This is a genomic window from Chryseosolibacter histidinae, assembly GCF_018598225.1.
GTDB classification, from domain to species: Bacteria; Bacteroidota; Bacteroidia; order Cytophagales; family Cyclobacteriaceae; genus Chryseosolibacter; species Chryseosolibacter histidini.
The window spans coordinates 423,587-440,275 of record NZ_JAHESF010000002.1 but is presented as its reverse complement, the minus strand read 5'-3'; the positions used below and the strand labels follow the sequence as shown (position 1 = coordinate 440,275).

The 16,689-nt window shown below is 41.3% G+C and carries 15 protein-coding genes; 10 read left to right on the top strand and 5 right to left on the bottom strand.

The genetic code is table 11. The features are described 5' to 3' along the window. Window positions 1-396: 396 nt before the first annotated feature. From KK083_RS03475 to KK083_RS03455, 5 genes are all read right to left on the bottom strand, one after another. A complete protein-coding gene (locus KK083_RS03475) occupies window positions 397-1,380 on the bottom strand; it encodes a hypothetical protein (RefSeq protein WP_254160719.1) in 984 nt (327 codons plus the stop codon). A gap of 103 nt (window positions 1,381-1,483) precedes the next feature. After that, a complete protein-coding gene (locus tag KK083_RS03470; protein ID WP_254160717.1) occupies window positions 1,484-2,536 on the bottom strand; it encodes a hypothetical protein in 1,053 nt (350 codons plus the stop codon). Next, the gene (locus KK083_RS03465; RefSeq protein ID WP_254160715.1) at window positions 2,533-4,380 is read right to left on the bottom strand and encodes an AAA family ATPase; all 1,848 of its coding nucleotides are present in this window, start codon (window positions 4,378-4,380) and stop codon (window positions 2,533-2,535) included. Before KK083_RS03465 ends, KK083_RS03470 begins: the two co-directional genes overlap by 4 nt. Window positions 4,381-4,657: 277 nt before the next feature. Then, window positions 4,658-5,449 carry a competence protein CoiA gene (locus KK083_RS03460; RefSeq protein WP_254160713.1) on the bottom strand — a complete coding sequence of 264 codons (792 nt, stop codon included), beginning with the start codon at window positions 5,447-5,449 and terminating at the stop codon, window positions 4,658-4,660. 32 nt (window positions 5,450-5,481) lie between these two features. Next, window positions 5,482-6,036 (bottom strand): hypothetical protein, encoded by a 555-nt coding sequence (locus KK083_RS03455; protein ID WP_254160711.1) that lies wholly within the window; start codon window positions 6,034-6,036, stop codon window positions 5,482-5,484. Window positions 6,037-6,361: 325 nt separating this feature from the next. On the opposite strand from KK083_RS03455, the gene KK083_RS03450 reads away from it, so the two are divergent. The 10 genes from KK083_RS03450 to KK083_RS03405 all read left to right on the top strand — a co-directional run bounded on the left by KK083_RS03450 (window position 6,362) and on the right by KK083_RS03405 (window position 16,624). After that, on the top strand, window positions 6,362-7,426 hold the full coding sequence (locus tag KK083_RS03450) for a hypothetical protein (RefSeq protein ID WP_254160709.1): 1,065 nt from the start codon (window positions 6,362-6,364) through the stop codon (window positions 7,424-7,426). Between the two features lie 231 nt (window positions 7,427-7,657). Next, window positions 7,658-9,406, top strand: a complete 1,749-nt coding sequence (locus tag KK083_RS03445) for a hypothetical protein (RefSeq protein WP_254160708.1) — start codon at window positions 7,658-7,660, stop codon at window positions 9,404-9,406. A gap of 6 nt (window positions 9,407-9,412) precedes the next feature. After that, window positions 9,413-10,705 (top strand): AAA family ATPase, encoded by a 1,293-nt coding sequence (locus KK083_RS03440; RefSeq protein ID WP_254160707.1) that lies wholly within the window; start codon window positions 9,413-9,415, stop codon window positions 10,703-10,705. Then, on the top strand, window positions 10,705-11,769 hold the full coding sequence (locus KK083_RS03435) for a DUF7192 family protein (RefSeq protein ID WP_254160706.1): 1,065 nt from the start codon (window positions 10,705-10,707) through the stop codon (window positions 11,767-11,769). The genes KK083_RS03440 and KK083_RS03435 overlap by 1 nt, the downstream gene beginning before the upstream one ends. A gap of 1 nt (window position 11,770) precedes the next feature. After that, on the top strand, window positions 11,771-12,097 hold the full coding sequence (locus KK083_RS03430; protein ID WP_254160705.1) for a hypothetical protein: 327 nt from the start codon (window positions 11,771-11,773) through the stop codon (window positions 12,095-12,097). Then, complete coding sequence (locus KK083_RS03425) at window positions 12,076-13,641, top strand: ATP-binding protein (protein WP_254160704.1); 1,566 nt, start codon at window positions 12,076-12,078, stop codon at window positions 13,639-13,641. The genes KK083_RS03430 and KK083_RS03425 overlap by 22 nt, the downstream gene beginning before the upstream one ends. Before the next feature lie 11 nt (window positions 13,642-13,652). Further along, window positions 13,653-14,132, top strand: coding sequence for a 3TM-type holin (locus KK083_RS03420; RefSeq protein WP_254160703.1), 480 nt, complete (start codon window positions 13,653-13,655; stop codon window positions 14,130-14,132). Between the two features lie 17 nt (window positions 14,133-14,149). Then, the gene (locus KK083_RS03415) at window positions 14,150-14,446 is read left to right on the top strand and encodes a helix-turn-helix domain-containing protein (protein WP_254160702.1); all 297 of its coding nucleotides are present in this window, start codon (window positions 14,150-14,152) and stop codon (window positions 14,444-14,446) included. Window positions 14,447-14,919: 473 nt separating this feature from the next. Beyond that, the gene (locus KK083_RS03410; protein ID WP_254160701.1) at window positions 14,920-15,633 is read left to right on the top strand and encodes a DUF6088 family protein; all 714 of its coding nucleotides are present in this window, start codon (window positions 14,920-14,922) and stop codon (window positions 15,631-15,633) included. After that, window positions 15,605-16,624, top strand: a complete 1,020-nt coding sequence (locus KK083_RS03405; RefSeq protein WP_254160700.1) for a nucleotidyl transferase AbiEii/AbiGii toxin family protein — start codon at window positions 15,605-15,607, stop codon at window positions 16,622-16,624. The genes KK083_RS03410 and KK083_RS03405 overlap by 29 nt, the downstream gene beginning before the upstream one ends. The last annotated feature ends 65 nt before the right edge of the window (window positions 16,625-16,689 follow it).

The following is a 16,689-nucleotide window of genomic DNA, read 5'->3' as shown; positions in this document are numbered from 1 at the left end:
TTGCTTTACAGAAACAATCCCTTCACACAGAGGGGTCAGCTTGCTGGATTAGGGGGTCAATCATGCTGGAATAGTAAGTGTATCAAGAAGGGGCAGAATATAACATTAATCAGTACATTCTTTAAGAAGAGGGCTGAGCGATTCCCGATGTGCTGGAATAACGACAAAACAAATCGGGCGAAGTGCAATACATTGCCTTCTGGCTGTTGACACGGAAGCGAACACGCAATGTAGATTAGCAAACACTATAAGTCATGGCCTGGCGACATATTTCGTCCAATATGGCGTTAGTCGTTTATTAATTAATAGTGGTGTTCTTCCGGTACTTCTGCTTCATGAAAAAAAAACTCGGATTCAATTCAAGGTATCCGCTGAAGAAAACACAGTCTGACGAAGTTATCTCTTCATAACCAGGTTGGGAAAAGCACCTGCTAATTGTAAAAGCTCATTTACATATTCCTGTATGTTTCTGCCCTCAGAGGTGGATTGTGCTAATGCATTTCCGACCCGGCTTGAATGAAATACTTCTTTATAAAATAAATCGGCAATAACGATACCGTTTTGCGACATAGCATTTTGATCTAATTGGAAACTTAGAGGTAAATTTATTTTTGCCACCTGACTCAAGCAATTCACAATATATGAAAGTCGTATTAACGGATGAGGATGTGTGTGTTGTCGATAATAGATCTTTATGCCTTGCTTATAGTACAACAAGAAATACGAAAATATACTTGCAACTCCGATGGAAAGTATTTTTTGAATATTGTCTTCTGTTCGATCTTCCGTGTTAAGTTTTTTCCAGTACTCAATTAAATGAAAGCATATATGTTGGGCTGCATCAATGTCTGCATCCATTTCAAGAATATGTCTTTCGATGGAAAATGTGTTATGAGGGCCGTTGCCAGATTGCTCTGAGAACCAGTTAGCTAAGAGTGGAGAAGTCTGGATCAAATGCGCTCGTTCGTGATAATATGTGAAGAGAATTCCAAATTGGAACATAAAATGCCCTACGGGAACATCAAATTTTTCGATCAGTCCACCATAGTTTTTCAATAATAAATCATGAGATTGAAATATGGTATTCTTTTGATAGAACAAATCGTACAGAGAGTGTACTGTTCCCATATTTACTCCAATTACAAAGTAGCCATTCACCCTACCAGCTCGCGCATTTATTCCAAATTCTGGTCGATAGTAGAATTTTGCTGGAGAAATATTAAAATCATTGCAATGCTCCGCTAAATTTTCCTGACAAAACTGAAAGTATTTTTCATAAAGCTCCTTTATGGGTGAGCTTTCATAGTCGAATATATCGCTTATGTCAATTTTTGCTTTATCAGTTAGCTCAGCTATATTATCACGATAACTGTATTTCATTCTCTGTACGTAATGCAACAAGCGTACAATCTGCAAATTTTAGACACTTGCTTGCTCTTCTTAGGGTAACCCGATAAAACTAGTAATATTATTCCGTCGAATACTAAATCGTTAATCCAAATTCTTCAGCTATATCCTTTGTTAACTTGGACAATATTCTCTTATGAAAGTTGTTTGGGTGTAAATAGTTACCCATTATCAATTCTTTTACTTCGCTTTCAGATTTAAAAATTAAGTGATTACCGATTTTGAATGAAGTAAATAGGTTCTCAATTGCAGTTTTATTGTAGACATATGATTTTTTTAGAACATCTCCAGCAATATCTTTATGGAATCCGTATCGATCCTGAAGCCCAAATACTTCAATGTTAGCCATGGCTTTTTTTCTCTCTTTCTTGCTTACATTCTGACAAGGTTTGAGTTGCAGCGTGAAATCTTCGTTATTCACCAAAAAGTCAACTGCGTTAATACTAGTTCTGAATTCATACAATCCTTCTATGTCATCAATGAAAGGATGAAGATGTGTTGTAATCGAGAAAAGCTTCCTTCCTTTCAGGGCTCCTGAGTTACAGAGCGCGCAACTAGGTATCAGATTATAGAACGAAAGGGCAAAATAGGGGTAACGGTCCTTGTTCAAGAAGTGGTCGAATTGTGGACGGCATTTCATGCGCTTGTTCCTTATGGTAAAGGTAAAATTTCCATTACAGTATGGACAGGTGTTGGTATTCAAACGTTTAGCATGTCGATAAGCAACCGCCCCATGATCCTTGTCTCTAAAAGAATCGTCATCGAGGTCATAATTGAAAATTTTCGTGATTTCTGATTTGATTATATTTCTTGCATACGCTTCCCTTTTTTTAGTGTCTGTGATATCTTTTCCTTTCTTGTCTTTTAGAGAGGGGTTGGACAAAAGAAAATCTATTACCGCCTGTTCAACTAAGGGTTGAATGTTTTTTGCAGCTTCGTTCTCAAGTATATCTGGGCGACCAGTAATGATTGTTTCAAGATTTAATTCGAGGTAGCGCATTGTCGGCTTTAGATAATCATTTGGATGGGCATGCAGTTTGCGGTGTAACTGTAGCTCTTTCTTAATATCGTTAAAGAAAATGTTTGCCTTAGCGTCTAAATCGACAAGAGTATGTGGGCTTCTAATCATTTTTTTGCTTTTTGATGGTTGATTTCATCAATTCTTCGTTGTAGCATACGCAGCTCTTCATCCAGTCCGAATTTCTCCAACCACATATCTTGCAATTTTCTCTTAAGCACGGGTTCCCCGATCACATCTATTGTTTTCTTATATCCTTCGTTAGGTGCTTCGTTTTGTTTCAGGGGTTCTTTTAGGTAGTCAATAATTTTATTAATTCTCTTTTTTGCAAATTCACCCATTAATATGCCATCCATGTAAAAAGAATTAGAAAAAAGGGTATGAATGTTGGCGCCAAATGTTTGCTCTCGGCTATTGTGCTTAGAATGGAAGGTTGAAACTTTGTTGTCTATCCATTCAACGAACAGAACATGTGACTTCGGTAAGTCTGATGAAAGGAACGGCGTATTGGCGGTTATGATCAATTGAAGCGTATGTCCTTCAAATAATTGACTAAGGAAATTGAGGGTAATATCTAAAAACCGTCTTTGCCATTCAGGGTGATAACCAACATCTCCTTCGTCGATAAGAATCACGAGGTTATGCGGTAAATCTCCGATTTGGTGATGACGAACATCATAAAATCGGGACATCAATGATAAATACGATTGCTCGCCTCCGCTTAGCGTGCGCCAACGGAAATTCAGGAATGCACTGATTCCTTTGACTTGGAGATACAGTCTGCTGAAACGCCTAAAATCTCCTTCCGTTGTTTCATTTATTGAGAATTGCATGGTACTTGCATCTTCGATAGTGACAATTTTATCGCGAATTAGCTGTTCCAGTAGGGCCACCAATTGCGGTACTAGTTGTTGCAGTGATTTGTGTCTTGGCAAGATCATTTTTCTGTCATCACTATCGGCGATATTAGAGAAATAGCTAAGAATATAGTCTCTTGCAGGCTCATTTATTTGCGGTTTGCGTTCTGGGATAGAAGGACTTTTTAGCCCGCCATATTTATGGTCATCGATAAGAGAGTTCACGAAAATAGCAAGGAGGAAATTCTTGATGAGGTCGTCTACGCGGTCGTCACTTAAGCTACGCTCTTTTTTAAATTCCTTTAATATTTTATGAATATCTGTATGCGTACTCTCTTGATCCGAAAAGAATGAAATATCATTCAAGTCGATTTCGATAATTAAGGTGTTAGGCTTATCAAAAGGCAGCGTAAGTGATTCATCCAATAAAAGTTGTATTGCTCGCTGTACCTCGGACATGTGTAAGTTATCTAAGTCGTTGCAATCAGATAAGAGTGCGACTCTTGTAGACGCAACCCTATTTTCTTCGACTATCCGCCGACGCTCTTCCATCATCAGGAAGGAAGTGGAAATGTTAGTAAGACCTCTCCAGGGCGTAATATCCTGGTTAAAGTCTAATAAATACGAGTAGTAGATGTACCCTGCATCTCCAAGCTCACCAGTAAAGCGGAAAGTCTCGCCGACATTTTCGCCATAAACTTCTTGATGGAATTTAATGGTTGTTTTATTTTCCAATTTGACTTTGATATAATCCGGCTTGATGATAAAAAACTCCTGGTTAGCTCCATCTTTCCCAATCGAATAGATAAAAAGATCACCTTTCACGTTAGCTTGAAGCCCCACCGGTAAATGAGACTTGAGGTAATTTAGGATAGTAGTCTTGCCTGCGCCATTTTTTCCGATGATGGCAGTTACATTTGAGATATTCTCCTTATCAAAGAAATTGTGAATGTATTCCGGGTTTTCAGATATCGTCAGCGTGTAATGGTCCGCCGCGTCCTTGTCAGTCTCCATTTCCACGATAAGTTTTGATGAAAGATTGATTCCTGCCTTTTGAAGCCGGCCAAAGTCATTGATCCATAAGTAGTGAATTTGCATCTGATGTGGAGTAAGCGGGGGTAATGATGATATAGGCTTAAGAAACTAAGCTACGCTATTAAAAAGTTTGGTGCAAGAACGTTAAAAGCAAAATGCTACTGTTTGATAAGACTGGCTCATTAGGTGTAGGTTCGGAAGCGAGGCAGACCATTCTATCTGGATTGAGTATTGGGATTTTAAAATTGCGATACTGGGCCGAAATAGAACAGACGTCCTCAAGTTCGTGAATAATTTGCTTTTTCGCCCTGATTTCAATAAAACGGACTTAGAAAAGCTTTTAAAGGTGCCTGCGCCTTTTCCAGCGTCCGCGCTCTAGATAATATGGAGATTCTCTTCTCCGAAAGCTACCTGACGGTTTCATCACCTCAATCTGCTTGACGGAGTCAGTTGAAGCAAGCTTTATAGGAAAGTTACCGTTGAGCAAATTCACAATCAGAGATGTCCGCGGAATCGCGGCAAGAAAAAAGTGTCCGCTACTATGCCTAGGAAATAAACAATAAAGTCCATGTCTTATATCTCCCGGATCGTCAATAGATGCTACACCTCGAAAATCGAATATTACCGGAACGGAACTTGCCAACCAAGATGAGGGAAAACATTCGTCTGGAAAGTCAATAATGAATAAGCCTTTTTTTTGCGTGGCACGAAGATCGTTTCTTCCCTTACAAAAGCGAGGATAGTCTTTTTTCAAACGAGCTCCGTCAACAATCCAAATCATGTTCATATAAAATTTCTCTCTCGCCATACGTTCCTGGGCATTGATTGGTGAGTGCTGGAATTCAATAACAACACCGTGTTCAGTTTTAACGTCTGCTATGTGTTTTTCCCCAGTCAGTTGATCCAACAAAGGGGTTTCTTGCCAAGCCACTGGAAAATTGTTTTTCCATAATCGATGCCATTCAGTTTCGTTTTCCCACCAAGGGTCGCAATTGTGAACACCTTTATGTGCCCAGTGATTTATTTTAAACTCTCCGCATTTAGCGATCAATTCTGAACCACAGCTAGGACAAACTCCTTTAGCTCCCTTGGTGGCTTCAATTTTACTACCGTTAATCAGTGCGAACTTCATACTCGTAACTGACCGTTTAATTTTTACTTCGGCTATTGAATGCTTGGAATGACCAGTTTGTCCAATTCCTCGCTGTTTTTAGCAATGCTGGCACTTAGTTCAATCATAGCGTCAGGATTATGCCCGTATTTCTCATTCAGCCAACTTTTTACTTTTCCTCTTGTTCTCGTAACTATGAAATCGAAATCTACTGTACGCCAAAAGACAACAGAGGCTAGTGGAAAGAATAGGGAGGCCAGACCCGCCGTGCTAAGTATTGCGGTGAGCAAGTCTAAACCATTACAATAAAATAACGCTGTGATTCCAATAAGGATCAAAAGGAAAAGTGTTCCGATTCCAAGGCATAATCTATCTACTTTTCTATTGAGTGCAGCCTCCATCTCGTTGGTCAATTTGAGTGCGGCAATTTCACTTTTTATTCTGGTCTCAAGCCCTTTAATTCTCGTCTTGATCCACGCCAATTTTCCCTCGACCGGCTCTTGAGTTGGGGTGTTGACTGCACGTTCTTCAGATAGGTAAATTCCAATTCCAATGCCTATCACTATGGCAATAACAATAATTACGAAGATCCAATAAGTTCGTTTCATGAGATATTATGGTTGTTTTCGTGAAAATAGCTCAATGGCTGTGACAACGGCTGTCAATCCGCTATATTAATATTGAATGTAATTCCAGCCTATGTTATATGATCGCGACCATTTTAAATTGACGGCCAAGGAAAGAGTTGCCGTAAAACGTCGGATGTTCTATTGCTCCATTATGATAACCTTATTGATTGTGCAAAAAACGTCTGTGCTTCTGGTAACTTGTTTGATGCTATTGAATCACTATGAATATTTATGATTATTTATGATATTTTTCTGATATGGGACACATACAGAATTTTTGTCAATCCATAAACCCTCAGTTTTTATGACACAATCACAATCAGCAGCCGGTGAAGTTAGACGACTCATTACGGAAATTAGGAAATTTGACGTAGAACGAGACCTTGTCCGAACCGCTTCATTGGGAGATTGGGCTTTTACGGAACTGCGAAATGAGTTCAATCAGTTAAAAATCTTACTTACCAAGCTCGAAATAATTGAAATAAAATCCATTCACCTACCCACGCTTCACGCCCTTTCCCGTGAATTAACTAACTTATTAACAACGCTCCTAAGCATAGTCAAGTTTGGCGTCGCTCAAGACAGGGCCGAGCAATCAAAAAATGTGATTATTAATAACTTCCATGAAGTGTTCGACAAAGTACTAAACCTGTCAGTAAAAGCGTTTCAAATGCTAGATTTAACGACTGAAGGTACTCTTGGTGCTCCACACTATGGAGCACCTCAGGTGACTGTGCCCACAATAGAAAGTGAGAACCTAGAAAGAGAGATTAAAGAAGCGGAAGAAAAGTTAAAGACCACCTTAGGGGAAATGGAAAGTGTACTTGCCGCAGTTAGGGCAAAATCAAAGGAAGTTGGCGTTGATCGTTATTCGGTCATTTTTAATACTGAGTCAACAAGGAATTCTAATTCGTCAATCGTCTGGCTTGTTCTCACTGCTATTCTATTAGCCACAGGGGTCGCATATGGCTTCAGCCTTAACAATGGCTTGGAAAATCTAGCTGAGGACATAGCTAAATCTAAGCTATTAGATAACAATAATTATGTATTGCAGATAACTATCGTTCGTCTTTTAACGATTACAATCTTGTTCTATGCGATTGCCATATGCATGAAAAATTATCGAGCACAAAAGCATAATCAAGTCATCAACCGCCATAGGCATAATGCTTTGATTACATTTGAAACGTTTAATGCTGGTGCCACTGACGAAGGAACGAAAAACGCTGTTTTACTTGAAGCAACTAGGGCTATCTTTGGCAATCAGCCCACGGGGTTTGGTTCCAAAGACGGGGATGTTGAAAGTCCCACGAACCAAGTTATTGAAATTTTGAAAACAAGAACAGATGGTAAGACATCTAGCGTTTAGCAATGCTTTAAGTAATGAAGCACGAGAAAATTATCGCTTGGCGAACTTAATTCCCCCGGTTATGAACTCAGTTACATGTATAAGTCGAATAACTAGTTCGGATCTTAAGTGTCTTTTAAGTCAGCAAATCATAAATATTTGCCCCTATTCCTAAAAAATCGCGATAAATCGTAAACCCACCAGTTTGCACCCCAGTACCTTTCCTTCACAATCGCGAAAGCAAGAAAGGAAATGATTGATGATGTGGAAATCGGCCTGGGTGATATTATCAAGTTAAAACCGCATATCACTTACAACAACAATCGGACTTATCCGAACGGCAAGAAAGCGCCAGACGGGATAGAGATACGGTTTGGCACTACTCGGCCTATTCCCGAGGTTCGGGAAATACTGAAAGCACACGGATTCCAGTTTTCTGAAAAGCAAACGATGTGGTATGCCTTAGATAATGCTAAGTCGCGGGAGCTTGCACAGAAGCTTTCAGAGACGGAAGTGGATGTTGACGACACTCAATATGAAAAAAGGAATTTCTGGGTTGGAGTTAAAAGCATCGATGAATTTGAAAGGCTGCGTGAAAGAACAGAATTTTCTGTTAAGTCGAAGCCGCCGAAATATTTTTATAGCAAGTCATTCTTGAAGAAGGCCTATCCTTCAATCAGCTCGTTGATCAGCGACCAATCTCTTTCATATAAGAAATACTACAACAAGGTGATTGGAGAGGGAGGCATAGAGGAACCACAAAGCAATCAATCTCAATCCCTTCAGCCAAATGAAGAAGTTGCTAAAAAGCTTCAAGCATTAGCAGATGGGATGCAGAAGCAGATCGATTCCAAGATAAACCCGGCCATTTCAAAGCTACGGCCTACAAAGAGAAGAATGGGGATTGCAGCAGTGATGCGGGACGAAGGCTACGAGTTAAAAGAATTGCAAACCTTTCTATACGCTCTTGCAGATGCCCACCGATCTGGAAAAATCGTACAGTTTCCCTACTTACAATTGATCAGAACCCGCACCCAGGCTAGTCTCGTGTACTGGTATGAATACACAGAAGAGAATTACAGCACTTACAAGGAACAACTCTCAAAACTAGGCATCAGCAATAAGAATGAATGCCTGTATGCCCGTGAGCAGAGAACAAAACTCTTAGAAGACTTTTCGCCAACAAATAGTAAGGAGCAAATTGAGAAGGAACAGAAACTCAAGAACCTCGAAATGAGGGCATTTGAAGCGAAGATACCAGGCTTCTTTCCGACTCCTACAGAACTCATTCAACAACTTCTTGAACTGGCTGACATACAAGGGGACGATCGCATTTTAGAACCTTCAGCGGGAAAGGGAGATCTACTGGATGCTGTTAGAGAATCACATTCCTATCATGAACTGCATGCTATTGAACCGCACAGCATTTTACGAGAAATCCTTACACTAAAAGGCTATCAGCTCGTTGACAGCGATTTTCTGAAATACAATCCTGGTGAAGGGTATGACAAAATTATCATGAACCCACCGTTTGAGGATGGACAGGACGTGGATCATGTAAGGCATGCCTTCACCTTACTTAAGCCGGGGGGACGTGTTGTTTTCATCATGAGTGAAGGCCCATTTTTCCGACAGTTCAAGAAGGACAAGGCATTCCGTGAGTTTCTCCAGGTGAAGAATGCCTTTGTAAGCGAGCCCCTAAAAGAAGCATTTAAGAACGCCTTCAACTCGACCTCAATAACAGTGCGGGTAGTGGCAATCGACGCAGATGGAAGGCGCCAACCTACAAGTGCCAAACCACAGACGGATGACATGGCTCTTTTAGAACTTGAAGCCGAAGCAGAATTGGAGCTACTTAAAATGCGTGTTGAACAGGAACGAAGGGCCAAAAAAGCCATACAGGGTTTTGGCGAAATACCGCTCGATGAAAATAAACTTCAACGCTTTAGGCGCAAAGCCTGGGCTATGCAGGAACAGTGGGAAGTACTCAATTTTAAATGAAAAGGCATGTACAAAGTTGTTGAATATAGGGATGTGATCACCAGCAAAGACGCGGATACGCAAAAGAGGTATTCGATGATTGAAAAACTGAGCCGCGACTTCACCATTGAGAACAAGATCGCATTAGAAATGGACAGGCTGCTGGTTGAGCAATTGCAACTTGAACACGACCTACCTGCAAGTTCTGCAACCAAGTCAATAGCTGAGAAGAAAACGGCTAAAAAGAGCGCCAAGGACGTCGACGAAATATTTCAAGAGCTATTTGACGCATTAAAAAAACACCAGGGACATCCAATAAACGAAGAGGCTGTTCGCGAGTTAGTACAGACAGAGCTTGATGACATTCGACTTGGCTTTCAAAATCTTAACGATGAAGTCAAGAAGGTTCTATCAAGTCAGCAGCAAATCATCCGATATGAGTTGCCTGCAGCGGTAACAACATCATTCAGGAGGCCGACAATTCCCACATTCCAGCAAATCGTGGATGACGTCGTTCTTGGGAATAATGTAATGCTCGTAGGCGGAGCAGGAACCGGAAAAACTTATCTGGCAGAACATCTCATCTCCAAGATCGCCCTCGGTCGTCAACACATAACAATCAACTGTTCCCAGTGGACTTCACCCACAGAAATCATCGGAGGTCAAACAATGGACGGTTATGTGGAAGGAAAACTTATTGAGGCTTGGACGAACGGTTATGTTTTAATACTAGATGAGCTTCCGAAAATAGATCCCAACACCGCTGGCCTTTTTAATGACGCACTTGCAAAAACTAAAATACACAATGCGGTAATATTCAACGCAAGGAAAGAAAGCTTTACTAAGCATGAACATTTTGCCTGCATTGCAACAGGCAACATCTATCCTGATAAGGAAAGTGTCATCTATGGGGCCAACAACAAACAAGATCTTTCACTGTTAGACAGGTTCGCTGGCAGCGTGTATTTCATCGAGAAAAATCCAACTATAGAGCGTGAGATCTTGCAGAATGACCTGGTATGGAGTATAAGTGATCGCATGCGGACCGCCATCGAGGAGCTGAAATACGAGGCGCAGGTGTCCCTCCGCTTTATGCAAAACGCACGCGACTCATACAATCTTGAAATGCAACGGTTGAAAACCAAAGCTAAAGGTGGAGTCGAAGCTTCAGACGGAAAGACGTTCAAAAGCACCCTCGACAGCTATATCAGCACATTTACTGAGATACAGCAATCAAATATTAAAGGCAAAATAAGGTACACCGATTTGTTCAGCAACTACGAATACAGAGAGTTTGATAAGGATAAAAATGCTTACTAATGCTTAACGCTCATATAAAAGACGACTTCAGAAATTTGCTCGAATACAGGGAATGGGTAAACCGAGCCTTGCAAAGCCTTTCTCCGGAGAATCAGGCGAGAATGGATGAGTTTTCCGAAGAAACCGTTAACACCCAAATCGTCAATATGCCGAATTGGTTTGGGCCGGACACGTCCTTTGAGGAATTGAGCAGCGGTATTACCCAATACAAACGACCCGAGCTCATTCAGCAAATTTATGATAAGGTCAACGACAAGATCTCTACGCTAACAAGAAACAAGATTAAGTCAAAAAAACTTGAATACAACGCATCTGGTTTAGGCGTTTTTGTGTTTGACAGGGCCTCAATGGGGCTGTTCCGGCTTAAGGAATTTTACAGCCCTTCTCATAAAAAGACGTTTGACAACAAAGAAATTAAAAGTTCAAGGAGAGGATACACGTTAATCAAAGACAATACTCCAATCATAGAACGCTGGGAGCAAAAGTCAGATGGAAAGCCCAAGATAAGAACGTCAAACAAAAAGGTATTCGCCTGGTTTCCGCCGAGCAGTAAGGAAAAACGAGCTGTTGAACTGTTTGTCGGTTGTGGCGGTACCAGCCGAACCACCGCCGAGCAATTACTTTACAGTGGTATTAGTGCAATTATCGTAGCACAGCTCCTGGAACAGGCACACATCCCCACCAAAATCACCATTGCGCTGGGTAGCTCACCTGATACCTATGAAAAAGCTGCTTATGCGGCACTTATCCCTGTAAAGAACTATGACGAGAGGCTCGATATGAACTTATTGGCTCTGCTAACCTCCGATCCGCGCTTTTTCAGGTTCGAAGGGCTAAAGGGGTATCTGTGTCTATATGATCACTTTGGTGTTGTGATACCCGACAATTTCGGCCATGGTCTCGGAAGAAGTAGCTTAAAAAAAATCGTTGAGGAATCCGGTTATGCGGACCGCACAAAGTTAGCCCCGAATAGATACTACTTCGGACGAACTATAGATGAAGGGGAGGCTATTGAGCATATCACGGAAACAATAGACGACCTGTCAAACAAATTGAACCAATAACATGAAAGGATACGCACCAAAATATTCTATGCTACTACCCAGCGATCCTGGCGACTTACAATTGCCGGAATCACTCTTGATCCTAATTGAAAAGTTCGAAAACGCGAATGGAGCTATCAAAGACACAAATCGTGAGGGACAGCTTGAATTGCTTAAAATACTTGCACAAGCAGACGCGGTAATAAGCGCTGGCATTCATGCCGCTTCCGGTGCGTATCCTTCAAAACAACGTCACTTACCTGTTGGCCCGGAAAATATTGATGCAGCAAAAGTAATGGCGATGAAAGCAAAAGCACTCAGATTGAAGTGGAGAATGAAGAAAAGCTAAATAGAGGTTTTATGATTACGAGCAAAAATTATTTTCAGAAAGTAACTGGAATACGAACTTCTGACTTGCCTACAAACCTGAAGGAGGGATATGACTTTGTAAAGGAAATAACGGAAGGTCACACAACATGGGACTATTACCACTCAGATAATGACATTAAAGCCACGGTAGATGAATACCTGGCCAATCTTTCGACCTTTTACAAAGGGGATGATAGTACAACGTCAGGTCAACCTTCCGGAAGCCGTAGGGAAATCGAATCGAAAAGCACGAACGAAGTAAGGCACGTGGAGCATATTCCTGAGGAAATAAAATTCATCAAGAGATACGTAGGTTTGCATAACAAGGTAAAATCACCGAATGCAATCCTGGCATTTATCAAGTCTTTGCAGCGATCTATCGTGCAGAAGCTCATTCAAAAAAAGTCTCCGTTCGCGAACGAAATTCAGAAGATACAGGACAACCTGGTAAAAGCCTACAATAAGATGAAGGGCGAAGCAACCTTCACTATAGCTAAGGCCGAGTTGCCCAAACTTGTGGCCATCGCCGGGGGTGAACAAGTTTATCCCTCTATTACCGCTATTAAGCGGTTCATCGGCTTACAGGATAAGATTGATGCCAAGAAAATCGACACGTTTATAAAATACTTGGAGAACCTTGTTAAAAACAAAAGGATTTCAAAAGACGATCCATATGCAGACAAAGTGAATTCAATTTATAAAGCTATCAAGCTGAGAAAAGGCGATCGAATACCTATCAGCAAAGCAGAGCTCAACGGCCTGGAGGACATTGTACGGGGTTGCTCATGTGAAAAAAGCCTTGGCAGAATATACCATACGGGAGGGCAAAAGCTGCGTCCATGTAAGCGCGGCACATACACAGACGCCGAACACCAGGGCGCCTGCTCTCACAACAGAGGGCTTGGCGTGCTGTCTGCTGAGGAAATGGGAAATCGCCAGTTTGAAAGCCTGGACTTCGGTTACCCGTGGAATACTTTGATGGGTAAACCCGCAAAGAACTTTACAATAATGTTTCACGGTGAGCCTGGTTCCGGAAAAACAACGCTGCTGTTAAAGTTCGCTGAGTACCTGGCAAACAACTTCGGAAATGTGCTTTACATCTCATCCGAGGAGCATGGTGCCTCAACGCTTACAGACAAGATCAACGAACTGCTCAGGCCGAAGCCGCAGAATCTTGACTTTGCACCAGACCTTGAAACACCTCATTTGGCGGCTTATCAGTTCATTATCTTGGATTCAATAAATGACCTAGGCTTAAAGCTTGAGGATTTTAAAGCATTGAAGAAAGACAATCCGGACGCCGCATTCATTCTCGTTCTCCAACATACTAAGGATGGAAATTACAGAGGCGGAAAAGACTGGGAGCATCATATCGAGATTGGGGTAAGTGTTGAAAACGGAATAGCTACAGTTTACCGTACCCGATACGGTGTAAAAGGCTCGCTTGACTTTTTCGAACATTTCGATACACGGCCCATTCAAAGTGCGGCACAATTTAACCAGCTAAATTCTACAAACTTTTAAATTATTGTCATATGGAAGCAAGTGAGGTTAGGAAAGGACCAGGGTTGGGAGGCTTCTTATCAAAGATCCTGGGAACCGGCGCCAAAGAGGTAGTTGATTCTATCGGTACGGCAATAGACAAAATAGATAAGTCCGATGAAAAATTGGAGCTGCAACTAAAATACAAGGAGCTGCTCATCAGCATAGAAGGTGCTTACCTTGACTATGAGGGCAAGCTCCTTGAAAGCAAATCCAAGATCGTTGAATCAGAATCCAAAGGAGAAAGCTGGCTACAGCGCAACTGGCGACCGATGCTTATGTGCATTTGTATGTTCATTGTTTTTAACAACTATGTTCTAGTACCTTACTTCAATCTTCCGGTAACTACGCTTGATGATCATATTTGGACGCTTATGGATTTGGGAGTGGGGGGATATGTTGCTGGCAGGTCATTGGAAAAGATCAGTGAGAACTTGGGGCCAGTGCTTTTTAATACAAAGAAGAGAAAATAAGCACCAATAAGTAAAGTATGGCAACTGTGGAGAATTTATCAGAAGGGACGAGGCTGTACCGGAATCAGCTTATTACCATTGAAGATCTTCAGAGCTTCAAAGTCGAGCTGCTTAATGAGATCAAAGAATTATTGAAAGGCGCGGCCACGCCCGGAACAAAGGAATGGCTAAAGTCTTCAGAAGTCAGAAAGATGCTTGGCATCTCGCCTGGTACCTTGCAAAATCTGAGAATTAGTGGAAAACTTCCCTTCACCAAAATAGGACGGCTCATTTTCTACCGTCACCAAGATATTACAAGGCTGCTGCGAGTTTAACATATGCGATCAGCACAACCATGGACAGTCTTCATCAGTTAAATGCTTACCTACAACGGATCACGTCAGACACCTATCTGACATCCTACCATATAAGTCTTTATACTGTATTGTGTCAAAAATGGATTGGTAATGGCTGCAAAAACCCTTTCAACATCTCACGCAGTAAGTTGATGAAACTCGCCAGGATCAATTCAAAGGCGACCTACCATAAGGTTATCAGTGACCTTTCGGGATTTGGATACATTATCTACAGCCCTTCTTATCATCCCAGGAAAGGAAGCGAGATTTGCCTGCTTGGGAAAACAAGTGCCCAAAACCATGTATTTTCTACCATCCCATCTACCAACCTCCTATAATCAGTTTTGTCATAACATTCTGTATTACAGTATTATACGTGCTTCATATTTTGTGACTTCCACCAACTCCCTAGGTGATTGGTTTCCAGTAGCCTAAACAGAATGTTAGGAGTTATGTCACCATTTATTGAAAAAAAGTGTCGTCTGCCAGGCACACTTTGTCCCCTTTTTTTGCAAATTGGTGACATGGAGGAAGGAACGCATAAGTATATTGAAACGCTGATCTCAAAAAAAAAGGTTGGTGAAATTCTGTTCCCGACAGATTTTAGAGGAACAGGTACACAAGCGGCTATAAAAAAAGCCCTATCCAGACTTACCCGCACAGGTAAGGTGAAACGTCTTGCGCATGGTATTTACTACATTCCAAAGATTGATCCGGTCCTGGGTGAGCTACTTCCAGACGCAGACGAAGTTATAAAAATGCTGGCTCGCAAAGAGCATATACGCGTGAGGCCTGCGGGTGCATTTGCGATCCATCAATTAGGCCTTACAACACAAGTTCCAACCAAACGGGTTTACCTTACTGACGGCAACGCAAAACAATTCAAACTGGGAAAGATGCAGGTCAGGTTTAAGCCAACGCCAGCAAGGAAGTTAGCAACTAAGGGTAAAATAAGCAGTTTGGTAATACAGGCAATTGAAGAACTGGGGACTAGTCACATTAATGAAGAGATTGAAAAAAAAATCCGCGAACTCTTATTACAAGAAGATCCTCGGAAATTAAAGCATGACCTTACTCTAGCTTCCGCAAGGGTAAACGATTATATTATAAAATTGATGAAAAAAAACATTACTAAAAATGACCGGATGGCTACAATTGACACCTGAACAACGAAAAGCTTCTATCACTAGAGTTGAATACAATACAGGTATTATAGCAAAAGCCATCGAAAAGGATTGGTGGGTCACATTAGCCTTGAGAGCACTTTTTCAAAGTGCCTATGCCGAACATATTGTTTTCAAAGGCGGTACTTCATTAAGCAAATGTTGGAAACTAATTTCAAGATTTTCTGAAGATATAGATATTGCCCTATCACCGGAGGCATTCGGTATCGCCTATCAAAGAAATCCCACTAAAAGTTATGTCGACAAACTAAAACGTGCCGGTTGCGCATTTACCAGTGTAGACTTGAAAAACGAACTAGACAAACAACTAACTGCATTGGGTGTTCCAATGGGATTGGCGACGGTTGCCGCGTCACCTATTCCGGAAAACAGGCCAGACACCGATCCTCAAACAATTCACCTTAAATATCCCTCACTGTATGATCACAATCCATATATCGCCGATGAAGTCAAAATCGAGGTAAGCGTCCGCTCGTTGAGTATTCCTTGTTCTAAAGTGGCTATTGTTTCTTTGCTCTCGGAAGAAACGTTAGATGAGGCCTATGCCGAGATACCACTGGAAATCAATACTGTTGAGCCGCAAAAAACATTTCTCGAAAAGGCATTTCTTCTTCATGAAGAATTTGGCAAACCAGATGCAGGAAAAATACGAACCGAGAGGATGTCTCGTCATCTATATGATCTGGAGAGCATGATGGATACCGATACGGAAACACGAGCGTTAGCGGATCACGTCTTATACGACCAACTAATCGAACATCGTCAATTCTATCAACGAATCCCATGGGTTAACTACGAAACATTAGGGCATAAAACGATTACGTTCATCCCTCCTTCAGAAGTAGAAGAGCTTTATAAAAAAGACTATCAAACTATGCGGGAACAAATGATCTATGGAGAAACCAAACCTTTTGACCATTTAATAGAGAGATTAAGGAACTTGCAGCAAAAATTTAGAATGAAGCTAAATTAACAATACATCATTCGATATTTTTAGCAAGAGAACTAAAATTAGTGGAAATCTATAAATTGGTATAG

Excerpts from the sequence above, each read along its gene's own strand:
- KK083_RS03475 (WP_254160719.1), bottom strand. The coding sequence starts at position 1,380 with ATGAAATACAGTTATCGTGATAATATAGCTGAGCTAACTGATAAAGCA.
- KK083_RS03470 (WP_254160717.1), bottom strand. The coding sequence starts at position 2,536 with ATGATTAGAAGCCCACATACTCTTGTCGATTTAGACGCTAAGGCAAAC.
- KK083_RS03465 (WP_254160715.1), bottom strand. The coding sequence starts at position 4,380 with ATGCAAATTCACTACTTATGGATCAATGACTTTGGCCGGCTTCAAAAG.
- KK083_RS03460 (WP_254160713.1), bottom strand. The coding sequence starts at position 5,449 with ATGAAGTTCGCACTGATTAACGGTAGTAAAATTGAAGCCACCAAGGGA.
- KK083_RS03455 (WP_254160711.1), bottom strand. The coding sequence starts at position 6,036 with ATGAAACGAACTTATTGGATCTTCGTAATTATTGTTATTGCCATAGTG.
- KK083_RS03450 (WP_254160709.1), top strand. The coding sequence starts at position 6,362 with ATGACACAATCACAATCAGCAGCCGGTGAAGTTAGACGACTCATTACG.
- KK083_RS03445 (WP_254160708.1), top strand. The coding sequence starts at position 7,658 with ATGATTGATGATGTGGAAATCGGCCTGGGTGATATTATCAAGTTAAAA.
- KK083_RS03440 (WP_254160707.1), top strand. The coding sequence starts at position 9,413 with ATGTACAAAGTTGTTGAATATAGGGATGTGATCACCAGCAAAGACGCG.
- KK083_RS03435 (WP_254160706.1), top strand. The coding sequence starts at position 10,705 with ATGCTTAACGCTCATATAAAAGACGACTTCAGAAATTTGCTCGAATAC.
- KK083_RS03430 (WP_254160705.1), top strand. The coding sequence starts at position 11,771 with ATGAAAGGATACGCACCAAAATATTCTATGCTACTACCCAGCGATCCT.
- KK083_RS03420 (WP_254160703.1), top strand. The coding sequence starts at position 13,653 with ATGGAAGCAAGTGAGGTTAGGAAAGGACCAGGGTTGGGAGGCTTCTTA.
- KK083_RS03415 (WP_254160702.1), top strand. The coding sequence starts at position 14,150 with ATGGCAACTGTGGAGAATTTATCAGAAGGGACGAGGCTGTACCGGAAT.
- KK083_RS03410 (WP_254160701.1), top strand. The coding sequence starts at position 14,920 with ATGTCACCATTTATTGAAAAAAAGTGTCGTCTGCCAGGCACACTTTGT.
- KK083_RS03405 (WP_254160700.1), top strand. The coding sequence starts at position 15,605 with ATGACCGGATGGCTACAATTGACACCTGAACAACGAAAAGCTTCTATC.